The organism is Paenibacillus sp. GCM10027630 (genome assembly GCF_042676305.1).
Taxonomy (GTDB): domain Bacteria; phylum Bacillota; class Bacilli; order Paenibacillales; family NBRC-103111; genus Paenibacillus_S.
The window spans coordinates 26,278-42,710 of record NZ_JBHTGY010000049.1 but is presented as its reverse complement, the minus strand read 5'-3'; the positions used below and the strand labels follow the sequence as shown (position 1 = coordinate 42,710).

General features: G+C 44.5%; 14 protein-coding genes. 4 read left to right on the top strand and 10 right to left on the bottom strand.

Translation table 11 applies throughout. The features are described from left to right. Window positions 1-54: 54 nt before the first annotated feature. The 4 genes from ACFQ0C_RS23430 to ACFQ0C_RS23415 are packed head-to-tail and all read right to left on the bottom strand — an operon-like array spanning window position 55 to window position 3,596. Window positions 55-1,194: a hypothetical protein gene (locus tag ACFQ0C_RS23430; RefSeq protein ID WP_379370119.1), complete on the bottom strand. Its 1,140-nt coding sequence runs from the start codon at window positions 1,192-1,194 to the stop codon at window positions 55-57. After that, on the bottom strand, window positions 1,191-2,654 hold the full coding sequence (locus ACFQ0C_RS23425) for a sensor histidine kinase (RefSeq protein WP_379370116.1): 1,464 nt from the start codon (window positions 2,652-2,654) through the stop codon (window positions 1,191-1,193). Before ACFQ0C_RS23425 ends, ACFQ0C_RS23430 begins: the two co-directional genes overlap by 4 nt. A gap of 5 nt (window positions 2,655-2,659) precedes the next feature. Further along, complete coding sequence (locus ACFQ0C_RS23420) at window positions 2,660-3,355, bottom strand: response regulator (RefSeq protein WP_379370114.1); 696 nt, start codon at window positions 3,353-3,355, stop codon at window positions 2,660-2,662. A gap of 28 nt (window positions 3,356-3,383) precedes the next feature. Beyond that, window positions 3,384-3,596 (bottom strand): hypothetical protein, encoded by a 213-nt coding sequence (locus ACFQ0C_RS23415; RefSeq protein WP_379370112.1) that lies wholly within the window; start codon window positions 3,594-3,596, stop codon window positions 3,384-3,386. Between the two features lie 203 nt (window positions 3,597-3,799). Between ACFQ0C_RS23415 and ACFQ0C_RS23410 the strand changes: the two genes are divergently transcribed. Together ACFQ0C_RS23410 and ACFQ0C_RS23405 are read left to right on the top strand one after the other, a co-directional pair. Then, window positions 3,800-5,962, top strand: a complete 2,163-nt coding sequence (locus ACFQ0C_RS23410; protein ID WP_379370110.1) for a HelD family protein — start codon at window positions 3,800-3,802, stop codon at window positions 5,960-5,962. Window positions 5,963-6,212: 250 nt separating this feature from the next. After that, the gene (locus ACFQ0C_RS23405) at window positions 6,213-6,563 is read left to right on the top strand and encodes a hypothetical protein (protein ID WP_379370108.1); all 351 of its coding nucleotides are present in this window, start codon (window positions 6,213-6,215) and stop codon (window positions 6,561-6,563) included. Between the two features lie 481 nt (window positions 6,564-7,044). Here ACFQ0C_RS23405 and rpiA read toward each other — a convergent pair whose 3' ends face one another. The 6 genes from rpiA to ACFQ0C_RS23375 all read right to left on the bottom strand — a co-directional run bounded on the left by rpiA (window position 7,045) and on the right by ACFQ0C_RS23375 (window position 13,126). Beyond that, window positions 7,045-7,728 (bottom strand): ribose-5-phosphate isomerase RpiA, encoded by a 684-nt coding sequence (rpiA, locus tag ACFQ0C_RS23400; RefSeq protein ID WP_379370106.1) that lies wholly within the window; start codon window positions 7,726-7,728, stop codon window positions 7,045-7,047. A 26-nt stretch (window positions 7,729-7,754) separates the two neighbouring features. After that, a complete protein-coding gene (locus ACFQ0C_RS23395) occupies window positions 7,755-8,549 on the bottom strand; it encodes a class I SAM-dependent methyltransferase (RefSeq protein ID WP_379370104.1) in 795 nt (264 codons plus the stop codon). 186 nt (window positions 8,550-8,735) lie between these two features. Then, complete coding sequence (locus ACFQ0C_RS23390) at window positions 8,736-9,731, bottom strand: 2-hydroxyacid dehydrogenase (RefSeq protein WP_379370310.1); 996 nt, start codon at window positions 9,729-9,731, stop codon at window positions 8,736-8,738. A gap of 19 nt (window positions 9,732-9,750) precedes the next feature. Next, on the bottom strand, window positions 9,751-10,593 hold the full coding sequence (gene larE / locus ACFQ0C_RS23385; RefSeq protein WP_258213392.1) for an ATP-dependent sacrificial sulfur transferase LarE: 843 nt from the start codon (window positions 10,591-10,593) through the stop codon (window positions 9,751-9,753). Window positions 10,594-10,714: 121 nt separating this feature from the next. Continuing rightward, on the bottom strand, window positions 10,715-12,394 hold the full coding sequence (locus ACFQ0C_RS23380) for a sensor domain-containing protein (RefSeq protein ID WP_258213393.1): 1,680 nt from the start codon (window positions 12,392-12,394) through the stop codon (window positions 10,715-10,717). A gap of 255 nt (window positions 12,395-12,649) precedes the next feature. After that, complete coding sequence (locus ACFQ0C_RS23375) at window positions 12,650-13,126, bottom strand: glutathione peroxidase (RefSeq protein ID WP_379370101.1); 477 nt, start codon at window positions 13,124-13,126, stop codon at window positions 12,650-12,652. A gap of 260 nt (window positions 13,127-13,386) precedes the next feature. On the opposite strand from ACFQ0C_RS23375, the gene ACFQ0C_RS23370 reads away from it, so the two are divergent. Beyond that, a complete protein-coding gene (locus ACFQ0C_RS23370) occupies window positions 13,387-14,688 on the top strand; it encodes an AAA family ATPase (protein WP_379370099.1) in 1,302 nt (433 codons plus the stop codon). Window positions 14,689-14,722: 34 nt separating this feature from the next. Continuing rightward, window positions 14,723-16,432, top strand: a complete 1,710-nt coding sequence (locus tag ACFQ0C_RS23365) for a vWA domain-containing protein (protein WP_379370097.1) — start codon at window positions 14,723-14,725, stop codon at window positions 16,430-16,432. Window position 16,433 lies beyond the last annotated feature (1 nt).

Sequence of the window (16,433 nt, the reverse complement as noted above, 5' to 3'; positions counted from 1 at the left end):
CTGCCTTCGGATGTGAAATGTGGCTATGATTTCCAAGTCATCACAACCTTTGGTTCATTTAAATTCAATGATGAAAGGTCCATTTCTTTCCGGCGTAGACGTTAATGCGGGACGAGGCACTGCAACAGGAAGAGGTCCATAGGATCTCCAGCCGTATATTAAAATCTTCTTGTTATCCTTACTCCAATTCATTTGAAACGGAATCATTCCTTTATAAATCTCTATTTCATTTACGACCGTATTCCCTTGTAATTTAGCAACATAAATACTTTCCCTACCCTTGGAAAAAGCGATATATTTCCTGTCGCTTGAGAGTCCAAAGCTGCCAATTTGATCTAGTAAAATCGTGGTATTGGCATTGCGGATATCATACAAATAAAGAGTACCCTTTTGCCCGACAAACATGATCTGATCATCATTGATAAAATCAAAGCTTCCCTCACTATTTACAGGCTGCTCGTATTGATTTGCCATTTCGTTGCCGACCAATTTTCCATATACAACATAAGTCTGCCCATCCGCAAATTTCATCAGCAATACGCTTTTTCCATCATCGGAAACTTTAACATTGTATATCATATCCCTTTCGTTACGATTGGGAAATAATAATTCATTTGCACTCCGACTGATCACATCATAAATTATCAGCTTAGTTTCTGCTTTATTCCGATCCCACTGCAGGGAGGCAACAAATCTGCTGTTATTCGACCAGGTAACTGGATTCGTTCTTATATTGGTTTTTACAATTTCAGTTATTACATCCTCTTTGTTATCCGTGAGATTATGGAGCAATAGCTTTCGTTGGCCGTCTTCATTTGCAACTGTCTTAACAAGATACACTCCATTCGGAGATACATTTTCAACTTCCGTATTTGCTGCTATATTGATCAGCTTTTGACGAGAATTATAGGAATAATCTATACGCTCCAGGCTGCGCTCCTTATCCTTTCTCCCGAATACCCCCAGCACCTGTTCCTTATCCGCCCATCCAAGTATGTCTCCATTAGAAGTATCTTCTTCCATAAGCTTATATATTTTATTCACCACAAAATCTTCGTTTACCGTCTGAATCGGGTTGCTTTCCTGTGAATCAGGAATGATAATCGTTTTAGTTTTTAGCTCTCCAGAACAACCTGACACCACTAAGCCGAAAATAACATAAGGTACAATGAACTTGAGTATCTGTTTGATCATACCGGATCCCTCTTTAGCACCCTGTACGGTAATTGTATATGAACACTCGTTTCCTGATTTTCACTCATGATATGAATACTTCCTCCATGCTCGATAACGATCGCCTTGCAAATGCAAAGACCTAAACCGCGGCTGCCCGTTTCCTTGGACAAACGTCTATCCACCCGATAAAACGGTTCAAAAACGTTAATCAGGTCTTCCGACTTCATTTCCTCCCCCTTATTGATGACTGTTATTTGAACGAAATCATGCAAAAGATGAGCCTGTACAGAGATATCCGATTGGGAATAACCGTATTTGATAGCATTATCGATAACGTTGATAAAAACCTGTCTAAGCTTGTCCGCATTGCCGTAAACGTACAGAGACTCTTCCACCGTGGATTGAATGGTCTTTTTATACCTCTCGGCCTTAAAGGACATGCCCTCGCATACATCTTGCAAAATTCGACCAACCTCGATACATTCAAATGCTTCCTGAGCCGTCGTTTCCTTGGAAAGCTCCAACAGGCTCACTACCATTTCATGCAGCCTTTTACTCTCGTCTACGATGTGATTCATTCCTTTGTCGAAAAAAACCTTGTCATCCTGTCCATTTTCTTGGATCATCTCTGCGTATCCCAATATCGAGGTGAGCGGCGTTTTTAATTCGTGAGTAACATTGTCATAAAACTGCTTTCGGTGGCGGTTTAGCTCTTCCAATCGGTCCCTGTCATTTTCAATTTTTCCAATCTGCATCTTGATTTTTTCAATCATTTTACTAAAGTTATTTGCGAGCTTGCCTATTTCATCTTTTCGTTTAAATGCGATACGTATGTTCAGATTTCCATTGGTCACTTCGGTGGATGCCTGGGTAAGCTTAACGATAGGTATGGTAATGTTTCTTGATAAAATATAGGAAAATATAAATGCGACAGCAAAGATCGCTATAGTGACATAAAATGTAAAATCTAATATATGTTTACTTTGCTCGTGAAGTAATGAGAAGTCTTTGGCAAACCGCAATATACCCACTTTTTTCCCATCCATCACAACAGGATACGAATAATAAACTTCAGCCGCGCTGTTCGTATAGTAGATCGTATAGGCCGTCTTTCCGTTGAGAGCATTCTTTAAATCTTCATCAATTCCACTCATAAATTTCTGGTCATTGGACGTATATATCCTATCACCGCTTACGGTATAAGCACTGACTTCACTGGAACTTACATGATGTAAGTCCTCGACCATTTCTTTGGCCATTTGCTGAAAATAGATCTCATCATTATTGTAATGATTAATCATAAAAGTTTGCTTAACATACACACTGCTGTTCTTCTTTAAACTAACCAGGTCCTGTGTAATGATTTTTTCGTTGCTCGTTTCAATGATTTGGACGACGAAATGGTTCAGCAGAAGGAGAGATACGGAAAAAATGATGAAGAAACCTACTAGAAATTTAACTTTAATTGTCGGGATCATGTAAGTTAATCCACCTGTTTTTCAAATTTATAGCCAACACCAAAAACCGTTGTGATCCAGTCATTGGCATCTAATTTCTTACGCAATCTTTGGACATGAATATCAACGGTTCTTGTATCTCCCGCATATTCATAGCCCCAAACAAAATCCAACAGCTCGGTTCTGGTAAAAATTTTACCTTTATATGAGTAAAGAGTGATTAGGAGATCAAATTCTTTGGGGGTAAGCTCAATGATTTCTTCATTTTTCTTGACTACTCGTTCATCCTTTGTAATTTCAATATCAAGAAACCGGATTTTATTGTCTAGCTGCTCCTGAGAAGGGCTGTTAGCCTGGGTTATTCTTCTGAAGATGGTTCGAATTCTGGCGATGACTTCCCGTAAGTCGAACGGTTTGGTTATGTAATCATCGGCTCCAAACTCTAAACCTAATATTTTGTCCGTAATGTCCGACTTTGCAGTTATCATAATGATTGGAATATTGTTTGTCGACGTAACTTTCTTACAAATTTCGAGCCCGCTTGAATCGGGAAGCATCCAATCCAGCAGCAGCAGATCTGGTTTGAACTGCTCCAGGCTTCGGAGCCCTTCTGCTCCATTGCTCGCTGTTACCGTATGAAAACCTTCTTTATTCAGACCATAGGCAAGAAGATCCGCAATGGCTTCTTCATCTTCGATGATCAGAATTTTCTTCTTATCCATAAATTCCACTTCTCTCCATTCCAGCAGCCTATGCGTGATATTTCCCTATTGGCTCATCCAATACCCACTCCAGTAAAGTAATGGATTCTTCCACCTGCTCAGCTTGCACACGAAGTGATTTAGCCGCCTCTGAATTTTGCTGCTCTTCTGACTCCAGTAAAGCCGTCATTCTCGATTCCAACGACTTTTTCGACATGATCAATTCATTCAGCTTTCTTTTAATCTGGTTCTCTGTTCTCATAATATCAAACACTCCTTATTGGACATATCAGTCTCTCTATAGTACCTATAGTAATATAATAGCACTCCAGAGGACAATTTATAAACGCCACAGGACTCATAAGCTTTCCACACCCTTTTTATGGTTGCAATTCCCAATCCTGTTATGATATATTTATTCTTCTGCAAAATCTAATACCTAAAGAATGAACGGAGGTACTATTCTTGGAAACCAGTGTGCAAACCGCATATAAGGAAGAAATGCAACGATTAGAAGAAACGTTCTCGGAAATTGACCGACAGCTGACCGTGCTTAGAGACATTCCGCCCTACACAGGAACCGATCATACCGAACAGGTGCTTGATTCGATTCGTGAGACCCGACGCCACAATCTAGCAGTAGCACAAGTTGAACCTTACTTCGGCAGACTGGATTTTCATGAAACAGGTCAAAACGCGCCTTCCCCTCTTTACATCGGAAAGGTTGGCGTTGAGAAAGATCCCTCCCTTGAACTCATGGTTATTGATTGGCGCGCGCCTGTAGCGAGCTTATTCTACTCCTTTACAGGTGGCATGGCCCCTGTTGAATATGATTCCCCCGACGGTTTAGTTGAGGGGCTTGTTTATTTAAAACGAAATTTGGTTATCCGCAAGCAAATATTACAGCGTGTCGTTGACACGTTTAACCGGGACAGCGATAGCATGGCCGTCACTGATGAGTTCTTGCTGTATCGTTTAGGCGAAAATAAGGACAACAAGCTGCGCGATATTGTATCCACGATACAGTCTGAGCAGGATGCTATTATTCGGGCGGTCAAGAACAGCGCCATCATTATTCAAGGTGTAGCCGGAAGCGGTAAAACGACAGTGGCGCTGCATAGACTCGCCTTTTTGCTTTATCAATACCGGGATCAGGTTAAGGCTGAACGAATGATCATATTTGCGCCAAACCGGATGTTCCTTGATTATATTTCCGGTGTTCTACCTGAGCTTGGTGTCGGGCATATTCAACAAACAACCTTCTCCGATTGGGCGCTTGATCTGCTGGATCACGAAATGAAGCTCGCCGACCCGGCCGAAAGGCTTCGTTACTGGTTTCAAACCGGGAGCTCCCGCCCACTAATGGATGATCATGCACCAGGACGCTGGAAAGGCTCCATCAAGTTCATGCACTGGCTGAACGAGGCTCTAGTGCAATATGAAGCTACGGCAGTTCCCAATTCGGACTTTAGCCCATGGGACGGAGCCAAGCTAAGTAAACAAACGATACGTCAATGGCATGATGTAGAAAATAAACACGAGCCCTTAATGAAACGCCGTGAGCGAGTAATAGCGCGGATCAAACGTTGGATGGAAATGGAAATGGATAAAGTATGGGAAGCGCATGTGAAAAAAGAGTATAAAAAGAAAGGCTCCGCACGGCTCCGCGACTTTGGCAAGCTATGGACGGAATATACGCCATTCAGCTTTTACAAGGAGCTGTTCAAAAGTAGCGCCCGGCCATCATTTCTGTCCGAGCAGCTTCATGCAGAGCTCCCTCCTGAGCTGATAGCTTCTACAGAGGTTTACTTGAAGAAGAAACTGGTCCAGCCTGAGGATATGGCTCCACTGCTTTATATTCGTTCCAAATTTCATGGCATCCATGGCGATCTGACCTTCGATCATACCGTTATTGATGAAGCTCAGGATTTCTCTCCTTTTCAAATTGCCTTGTTAAGCCAGCATACGAGGAATCAATCATTTACAATATTAGGCGACTTATCCCAAGGCATTCACGATTATCAAGGAATTCGCGATTGGTCGGAATTTACCGACGTATTCGAGGATGGCAAAACAGCTTATTTCCAGTTAAACCGCAGCTACCGCTCAACGATGGAAATTATATACTTCGCCAATGAAGTGCTGAAGAATGGCATACAGGAGCCTGCAACTTTGGCAGTCCCGGTATTCCGCAGCGGCGATCCTGTTCAGCTTGTGCAGGTGAAAGAAGCCGAGCTGATCTCTTCGCTGAAAGCGGCTGTTGAACAGCTTCAGTCTGGCGTTGCTTCGACTGTTGCAGTTCTTGCCCGCACAGAAGCGCGTTGTGAAGCGCTCTATAAGCAGCTGAGCAGCCAAGGGATGCAGGTCAACTTGATTGCTGCGGGCCAGCAGCATTATAAAGGCGGGATCTCCATTGTGCCGGCTTTCATGGCCAAGGGTCTCGAATTCGACGCGGTAATCGTTGCCGACGTTGACGCGAATAACTACACAGCAACTGAGCAGGATGCGAAGCTGCTGTATGTGGGCTGTACCCGAGCCTTGCATTCGCTTCAGCTATGGTACGATGATACGCCGTCCCCATTAATTGCTTCAATTGAAGGCGACTTCGTTAGTTTACACGGCCATTAAGAGAGCCTTCTATTCGAGCCCAATCCATGAGTGCACCCTTAGAATAGACATTGGAATAAGCCCATGGTTATCCTATGGTTTATCCGATGAAATTCTAGGGGTGCATTTTTTATGGTGAGGGTTCTTTTGCACATTTTATGGGATTTACATAGGGTTTACCCCTATGAGGCAGCCCCTTCTCGGGTATGCACAGTGAAATGCAGAGATAAGGTCACTTTTACGTGCTAATCCTGGGTTTGGGGTTTGGGGTTTGGGGTTCGGGGTTTGGGGTTTGCGGTTCACGGTTCACGGTTCACGGTTCGCGGTTCGCGGTTCGGGGTTTGCGGTTTGCGGTTTGCGGTTTGCGGTTTGCGGTTTGCGGTTTGCGGTTCGGGGTTCGGGGTTCGGGGTTCGGGGTTGGGGTTGGGGTTCGCGGTTCGCGGTTCGCGGTTCGCGGTTTGCGGTTTGCGGTTTGCGGTTTGCGGTTTGCGGTTTGCGGTTTGCGGTTTGCGGTTTGCGGTTTGCGGTTTGCGGTTCATGGTTCGGGGTTCGCGGTTCTGTTACAGCATTGCAGGGCAGCCTAGCGAACTCCACCGCATTTATAAGGAAAATGTCACGTTAATTGCTCCGAAAATAGCGTTTCCAGCCCTATAACTGGAATTTCTCATGCTAATTCTAAGTATTTATGCTAATACCTCCAATATTACCTATTTTAGATGTACTTTTTCCAGTTAAATTGCTTTCAAACGATATCCAGGCTGAATTAACGTGAGGATTTCCATCTATTTCCTTTCTCACTGATATCCGTCCAAAAATTCTATTCTCCTCTGGAATGAAAGCAAACTTTGAAGATCTGTTCTTGCAGGCAGAGGAAACCAATGCAAGCTGGCAGAGCGACATTGATGACTACCATTCATTTTTACAATTACGAACGATTGCAGGCAAAACTAAACTAAACGGCCTCAGTCCCACGGAATTCAGGACAAAGACCGCTTAACTGACTTCATTTTATATACTGTCTAATTGACAAGGTGCAGTTCAAGCAGCTAAAGCTACTTTGGAACAGCCCTTTCACCATTATAAGCGCCTGAAATACTCACGCCTTAAGTTCGAGCTGCCTGGCCAGGATAAGCTTTTACGGACCCATCGTTAAATCCCACTACAACTAAGCTTGCCATTTGAATAAACAGCCCATTCTCAACAACACCTGGAATCAGGTTGATTTGACCATTTAATGCTTCGGGATTCGGTATTTTACCAAAGTCGCAATCAATAATTAGGTTTCCATTATCGGTAATATAGGGTTTGTTGTTAAGACTTCGTACTTGTGGATCGCATTCCAATTCTCTTAATTTGTTTATTGTCAAATTGGACGCAAACGGGACTATTTCAACAGGTAATCGAAATCGCCCCAGTTGATCTACTTGTTTGGATTCGTCAATTATAACTATAAATTTCTTGCTGTTTGAAGCGATAATCTTCTCTCTTAGTAAAGCCCCTCCCCCACCTTTAATTAAGTTCAAGTTATTATCTACCTCATCCGCACCATCAATAGTTATATCAATTAAATCTAGATTAGCCAGTGGGATTAAAGGAATTCCTAATTGCTTGGCTAAGTCCTCAGAACCGACTGAGCTAGCTGCTGCCTGGATACTTAGCCCTTCCTTAATTCTTTCGCCGATTTTTTGAATCGCCCAATAGGCTGTTGATCCCGTACCCAGCCCCACGGTCATGCCGTCTTCAATAAATTCAACAGCTTTCTCAGCGGCAAGTTTTTTGGAGTTCATAATATTCACATCCTTATTATTACTTATTATGTACGGCTTTCAGTGAGTGCCTGGCTACATACAAAAATTAACTCAGGTCCTTCGTTTATAGAACGTTCATCATAGTATCCAAGTTCCTCTTCTATTTTGAATCCTTGTAATTGAAGCAGTTCTCTTAATTGGTCTTCGTAATAATATTTCATAGCCAGCTTTTCAACGTATTTATTAATTCTTCCACTGGCTTCTTCAACGTAATAAATCAATTCTGGGTAATTTATTTGTTTACTCACATCGATAGCTCGTTGTATATGAGTCCTCCTTACTCTTGTATTGGATTTTGGATCTTCAACCACCCAGTCCTCTTTCTCTGGTCGTACCCAGCTATCATCTAATCGTCCTGACAGTTTATAGGTATTGATTATAAATATACCGTCCATTGTCAAGTGTTCCTTAACCCTATCAAAAAAACTATTTTGCTGATCCATTTCAGTTAGTAATTGGAATGCTCGAAATGGTATGATAATTAACGGAAATTTTTTGCCGAGATCAAAGTTGGTCATGTCAGCAATAAATACCTCGACTAGCTCTCTTGTACCTATCTCTTCCTTCAACAGCTTCTCGTTCAATACATCTATCATATTTTCAGATAAATCTATACCTGTAATTTTATATCCGGCGCGAGCTAACGGCAAAGTTACTCTACCCGTCCCACAAGCAATTTCAAGAATTTCTCCATTAATTCGATGTGCATAGTTAATATAGAAGTTTATGTCATCATTCACTATATTACGTGGGTCAAGATCATACAGATGCACCGTATTTTTATATTTATTTTCCTCCATGAGTATACACCTCCACTTTGATTATCTTTGATTATTATGTTTTCTTACATTATTTTATAAAATTAACCTATATATTCGTGAACCGCTTGCCATATCCTTTTTATGGATATATATACGAAAAATCCCCCGTCTGCCGCAAGTCCGTTATAGACTTTTGCGTTAGACGAGGGTTTATTAAAAGAGAATCTACCTAACTAATTCCTTCAATTCCTGTACAACATAAGCTTTGCCGCCTGTTAATGCGCCTACCAGGTTTTGTGCTGCTAGCATCGCCATGTCATAGCGGGTTTTCGTTGTAGCCGAACCGATATGCGGGAGCGTAACAACGTTTGGCAGCTTAAGCAACGGATTATCGGGTGAAACCGGCTCCTGCTCGAAAACATCAAGGCCAGCTCCGCGAATCGTTCCATTCTGCAGCGCCTCGATCATCGCTTGCTCGTCAACCGTTTGGCCGCGTGAAGCGTTGATAAAGAACGCCGTCGGCTTCATCAGTTCAAAATGTTCTTTGCGTATGTACTGCACAGTCTCAGGAGTGAGCGGTGTCATAAGGACGACGAAGTCGGATTCCTTAAGCACATCCTCCAGTGAACGGAACTGGGCACCATAGCGCTCCTCCGCCTCCGGTTTACGGCTGCGGTTGTAATAGACAAGATTCATATCAAAGCCATGTACCGCGCGTTTAGCAATCGCTTCTCCGATTCTGCCCATCCCAATAATCCCGAGAGTAGCATGATGAACGTCCATACCGAACCATTCATCTTCCTTAAGCGTGCCGCGCTGCCATTTACCCTGCTTCACTTTGGCATCCAGCTCTGCTACTCTTCTGGCTGAGCTTAGTATTAATGAGAATACGAGATCTGCAACCGTATCGTCCAAAACATAAGGAGTATGTGTTCCGATTACCCCTCTTGCTTTCATATCTTCAATGTGAAAATGGTTATAACCCACGGAAGAAGAACTTACTGCGCGAAGCTTAGGGGCTCTTTCCAGCAATTCAGCGTTAATCTGCTCATTGTTTACAAACAAACCTTCATAATCCTTGATCATTTCCAGCAATTGAGGACGTGGAAGCACTCCCTCGCCATCCCAAACCGTGCACTCGCAATGTTCATTTAAATAAGAAATAATAGCTTCCGGCAACTTTCGGTTAATGAGTACTTTCGGTTTACTCGACACGTCTATTCCTCCAACTAGTAGATGATTATTTTACCGCTTCAGCACTAATCGCTTGCTGTTCGGCACTCAACACCTCATTGAGACTGCCTGAACGATAACCCTTTAAATCCATCGTAACGTAAGCATATCCAATCTCTTTGAGCTTGGCATGTATGGTTTCAGCTACGGCAATAACTTCCGCCAGCTCTGCTGCAGGAACTTCGATCCGAGCCAGGTTATCATGCTGACGTACACGGACTTGACGGAACCCTAGCTGAATAAGGAAATCTTCAGCTTGATCGATCATCGATAATTTTAAAGCAGTGATCGCTTCGCCATAAGGTATTCTTGATGATAAACAAGCAAATGACGGCTTATCCCAAGTCCGCAATCCAAATTGGCGGGACAAATGACGGATTTCCGATTTTTTAATACCAGCCTCAAGCAGAGGCGCACGAACACCTTGCTCATGTGCAGCCTGCAAACCTGGACGATGCTCACCGAGATCATCCGCAATGGCGCCAAATATTACATGCTCGAAGCCGCGTTCTTTGGCAATGGGAATCAAATGATCAAACAGCGAATTTTTACAAAAATAACAACGATTCGTTGGATTCTCCGCATAACCCGGAATGTCCAACTCGCTGGTATGAATGACCACATGTGGAGCTTCCAGCTCTTTTGCCAGAGCGATAGCTTCTTCCTTTTCCCGTACAGGATAAGTTTCCGAATCGGCCGTAATGGCCAATACTCGCTCAGGTCCCAGAAACTCTAACGCTGCCTTTAACAGGAAAGCGCTGTCCACTCCGCCTGAAAAAGCAACGACAACCCGGTCCATTGACTTCAGGATGCTGCCTAGCTTTTCATACTTCTGTTCAATACTTTCCATATATATCCCTCCTGAAGCTTTCTTCTAAGTGCTGCTTCATTGACGTTTTCATTATAGTCCTTTTTTCCCGATAGAAAAAGAGGCTGTTCGCCAAACAACCTAAAATAGTAATTACTCACAATCATTGTTGTCTAAAATGTTCTTCAAATAGATTTTTGGGCAAAGGTTTGCTAAAGTAGTAGCCTTGTGCATGCCGGCAATCCTTATTGAGTAAAAACCGCAAATCCTCCAATGTTTCCACGCCTTCTGCCACAACCTCTAGCTTCAGATGATTGGCCATTGCAATGATTGTGCTTACGATTGCTGCGTTATCAGGGTCTTTAGTTATGTCGCGAATAAAAGATTGGTCGATTTTGAGCTTATGTATCGGTATTTTCCTTAAATATTGCAAGGAGCTGTAGCCAGTTCCAAAGTCATCCATCGATATGCGAATACCCAAATCCTTAAGTTCGTTCAGCTTACGAATAACCCTTTCGATATTATCCATCGCCATGCTTTCTGTAATCTCTAGCTCCAAATAACGTGGATCCAGTCCTGTTTCCTTAAGCGTCTTTACGATATCGCCAATTAAATTATGCTTCTGAAACTGACGCAAAGATAAATTAACAGAGACCGTGAGCGGCGGCATTCCTGCGTCCTGCCACTGTTTATTTTGCAAGCAGGCTGTGCGAAGCACCCAATCGCCAATAGGGACGATAAGTCCCGTCTCTTCGGCGAGTGGTATGAATTTCCCAGGCGGCACCATTCCCTGCTCAGGATGATGCCAACGAATCAGCGCCTCCATGCCAATCAACTGATTGGTCTGAATATTATATTGAGGCTGATAGTACAGTTCAAATTCATCACGCTTCAAAGCTTTTCGCAAATCATATTCCAGCTCAAGTCGCTGGAGCGAATCCGTAGTAACATCATCTTGCTGCAATTGGTAGATGCCTTGCCCATTTTCTTTCTCTGCTGTTTGAACTAACGCCGCATGTCTCATGAGGCTATCCATGTCCGTGCCATCTGTTGGGAACACAGCCAGGCCAATGCTGCCGACAACAACAAATTCCCGGTCTCTAACAGTAAAAGGCGACATTAAATGCTGATGAAGCAGCCTCGTCTTTTCGACAATTTCCGATGTATCCGCAAAGCGCTTATATATAACGGCAAACTCATGGTTTCCAATACGGCTGACGGAGTGGTCTCTGCCTAACATCAGCTGAAGCCGCTCCCCAACCTGCTTAAGCAGAAGGTCCCCCCAGTTATGCCCAAGCGAGTCATTAACGATGTGAAGCCGATCCAATCCAATCAACAGAATAGCAAAAGACGCTGACTCTGAATTTGCGTTCGCGGCAGCAAGCATCTGAGCCAGTTGAATTTGAAACAACGTCCGGTTAGGTAAGCCTGTCAATGTATCATGGTATGCCATATGTTCAATAAGCTGCACCGATCGTTTAAGTTCAGTAACATCCCTCAAGACAACATAAGCTAAATTCGATTGTTCCGTCTGTTCTGGAATAAACCGCAGGCTTAATTGAATGGTATGCCCGGCGCGATGGCGAATATCCGCTTCCATATTGCTGGATCTCCCTTGTAAAGCTCCGTCAAGATGACGTGAGAAGGAATCCATATATTGCATATCCAACAGCTCATTGATCGAATGGTTCAACCAATAACCTGACTCCACTCCTGTTAATCTGCAGCATTCTTCATTCATTTGACGTATGTTTCCTTGTGAGTCGAGCAGTATGACACCATCACCACTGAACATAAACAAAGGGTGTGACGCAACCGCTGCCAACATTACTGATTCATCCATGATGTTCTCTCCCCAACTGCTCCGAAAGGTGGCAACTCCAATAAGTGCAATGCTAAGTTTACGAGTATATAATTGTTTGGTATATTATACCACAACTTATAATTAAAATTTAGTAAAATGTCGAATTATGGCATATTAAACTTAAAACTAATTGAACTGAATAAAACCGCCCGACAATTACTCATCGGACGGTTCTTTTAATTGGAATGACTTGTAAAATTATTGGATTTTCCCAGAATGAATAGCAGCGTTCAATTACAAAAGCTTCTCGATCGCATTTGTTAATTCTGCATCCTCAGGTGTGACTTTGCTCGAAAAGCGCCCAGCAATCGAACCATCCTTGGCAATGAGGAATTTCTCAAAATTCCATTTCACATCGCCTTGAGGCTCTGACTGTTCAGTCAACAGCTTGTACAATGGATGCTTGTTGTCTCCCAAAATATCAACCTTGGCTACAACCTGAAAGGTTACGCCGTAATTCATGCTGCAAAACTGCTGGATCTCTTCGGCTGTGCCAGGCTCTTGACCACCAAAATCATTGCAAGGAACTCCCAGAATGACAAGACCTTGGTCCTTATACTGCTGATTCAGCTTTTCCAGACCTGCATACTGAGGGGTAAAGCCGCATTTGGACGCAACGTTCACAATCAGCAGAACCTTCCCTTTAAAGTCGTTTAAAGCCTTGGTTCTACCGTCTGCGGTTTGCACAGAAATATCATAAATAGATGACATCAAAAAACCTCCTTCGTGTTTTGCTGGAATGAAACTAACACTGCACTGCCATTTGAGTCAACTTAACAAAAAGGACTTGTGAAAGATAAGCTATCCTTTAGCTTCCTAAGCATACCATGGAAGTGTTTGTAATAAAAATGCCCCCTCGATTCGTATATGCAGATCAATTTTGATACAATAGCTTTAAAAATTACTCATTTTGAAACCAGGGGGTTAGCGTATCGGTTTATATATAGAACCGGCTTACGCGATTACATGTGATGAATGAAATTCAAACCATACAAAATAAATTAGAGCAAGCCTTCAAGCTGCTGGAAAGCCGTTTTCTTGAGCGCGAAGAGCTGATCAGACTTTTGCTGCTTGGCTTGATGAGCAATGAGAATGTATTGTTAATCGGACCTCCAGGCACGGCAAAATCCCAGCTGGCAAGAGCCGTTTCCCAGCTATGCGGAGGCGGACAATGGTACGACTATTTACTGACCCGCTTCACAACGCCTGATGAGCTATTCGGTCCGGTATCCTTGCAGCAGCTTAAACAGGATCAATATGTTCGGAAAACAAGCGGTTATTTGCCTTCGGCAGACTTTGCTTTTTTGGACGAAATTTTCAAGGCGAACAGTGCCATCCTCAACGCCCTACTGTCTATTCTTAATGAACGCATTTTCTTCAATGGCCGTGAAAAGGAAAACGTCCCCCTTGTATTCCTCATGGCTGCATCTAATGAGCTGCCTGAGGAAAACGAACAGTTGACCGCACTCTATGACCGCTTTCTTATCCGCTATGAGGTCGGCGTTTTGAAGCAAATGTCCAGCTATGAACGGATGTTCCAGCTTCCCACAGAACCGCTCCCCGCTCTGATCTCTACAAAGGATGTACAGGCGGTCCGTTTGGCAGCTGAACAGGTAACTATTCCTGAACCGCTCATTTATATGCTCTACCAACTGAAAACAGAGATGGAAGCCAAGGAATTTGCACTCTCCGATCGCCGCTGGCGCAAGATTGGGCATGTCTGGAAAACTTCTGCAGCTCTAAATGGACGCAATATTGTGAATGTGTGGGATACCGTTTACACCCCGCATATGCTATGGGATTTTCCAGAGGACCTGACCGTACTTCAAGAAATGTTTCAGAAACGGTTTCAAGACGCATTAAAACAGGAATCGGAGCGAGAGCTTCCTTTAAGTACTTATGATCAGACTGCCAAACGATGGTTGGATATGGAGGATGAGCTTCATTCCTTTCAATTCAAGAAGGAAGTCGGCGCCAGGATGAGCAAGGACACACAAGAACAGACCAAGGAGCGTTTGGAGGATTGCCGGACTGAGCTTGAGGAATCCGCCAGACAGCTGCGCGGCAAGCTAGTACAGTGGCAGCAGCGAGAGAAGGATTTGCCTGGATATATACGTAATCAAAACTTCTTATTGATGCACACGGACCAATATGCGGTTAAATACACCCATCTTCGTATCCAGGGCGAGCGTATTTTGCAAACTATTCAAGGGCTGTACCGAACGCTATTTGACCGGGAGATACCAGGCATACACTACGATTACACCCTTTAATTGAACCCATCCAGTATAGTGGCGGTGAACGAAAATGATCATACAATGCGCGAGAATTGACCGCTACATTTTTGACGGCTATGTCCATTCCTCCCGTACCGCACAGGAGTGGGTCCGTGAGGTGCAAGCATCCACGGCTTGGTTTTCTGTAGAGCTATTTGCCGACTTTTTCATGTGCTTCTATTTGCCTAAGCCGGAAATTGACCGTTCGAAGGATGCCGCTCCCTTCCACCGGTGGTTGATTGGGCAGCTGCGCAAACAGTTTTTTTACTTAACCATTCACCCTAGAACCATAGGAGAAGTTAATGCCTCCTTTAAAACAGCTTTAAAGGCATTGATGTGGCTGACTGCCAGCTATTCTGAAGAAGTAACGCGGCGCAAGCAGGATGAGCAGCTGCTAACTATTGGCTTGAATGAGAAAAAACAGATGCAGGGCCAGGATAGCTCGCAAATTAACGAGCATCTGACAGAGAAGCAGATTGAGAAGCTGAAGCTGGTCGGCTATACTCTCCAGCAGGGAAAGCAGAATGTCGAAGATAAGCAGGCTGGACTGGATTCTCGTCCTCTCGTTGAGGCGGAGATCATCCAGCTGAAGGAGCGAATCCAGGTTCTCCGGGAGGAGGTGCGTACGGATTTCCTCAAGCGGGATAAAGCGAAGCAGAAGCTGAAGAAAGCGGAGGCCGAGCTGGAGCAGCGCGAGCGGCAGCTTGAACGCTTTACGAAGCGCGAGCGGGAAACATTCCGCCAGCTGGAGGAGCAGCTGGGGCAATGGCTCAGCCGCTCCCTGAAGGAAAGCTTAAGCCGTGAGGATCACGAAAGCTTAAACGTTCATGAGCTGCTGCAAGCGAGCCAGCGTATAGCTAACCGCAAATGGGGAAGTGATTTAGGCAGGCTGCACCGGCAGGAATTCAATAACTACTTGCAATGGATAGACAAGCTGAAGAGGCATCCGGAGCTGATCGCCTTTCTGCAGGAGGTTGGCCGCAACTTGCAGCACTTAAAGGTGCAGAGCAAAAAAATGCGCTCCCCTCATATTCCGGAAGCCTACGATGATCTTCGCCAATCCGGCGACATCTCGCATATGCTGGCAAGCGAGGCTAGTCTGCTGGCTGATGAAGACTATGAGATGTATTTTGCGGTAAAATGGCTGGACCGCAAGCTGCTCACTTACAACATATCGGGCTTTACAGACGAACCTCAAAGAGGTCCGGTTATCTGTATGCTCGATACTTCCCATTCCATGCGCGGCAGCAAGCTGCGGGTCGCGCAAATCTTTGTTGCCACCTTCGCCGCTTTCAGCTTACTGGAGCGCCGCGACTTCGTACTGCTGCTGTTCGGCGCGCGCGGTGAGCTCGTAGAGCAGCCGCTCTACTGGCGCAAGCCGGACTGGCCCGCGTTCTACGCGCTCACGCAGCTCGCCTTCGGCGGCGGCACTCACTTCGATGCGCCGATACGCCGCGGCATCGAGCTTGTGGAGGGGCATCCCCGCTTCGCGGATGCCGATTTCGTAATGGTCACCGATGGCATCGGGACCATAAGCGCCGCAGTTCGGCAGCAATTGGCCGAACTCGGTGCGCGCAAGCAAGTGCGGCTGCACTCGCTTATTATCGGCAGCGCTCGCAGACACTTGGTAAATCAATACGACATCCTTGGCGTATCTCATCAAGTTCGCTTCGCTGCCACATGGGAGTCGCAGGATACAGACAAGAATGGGCTTTTGCTTGATGTTTTTCGCAAAAGATAGA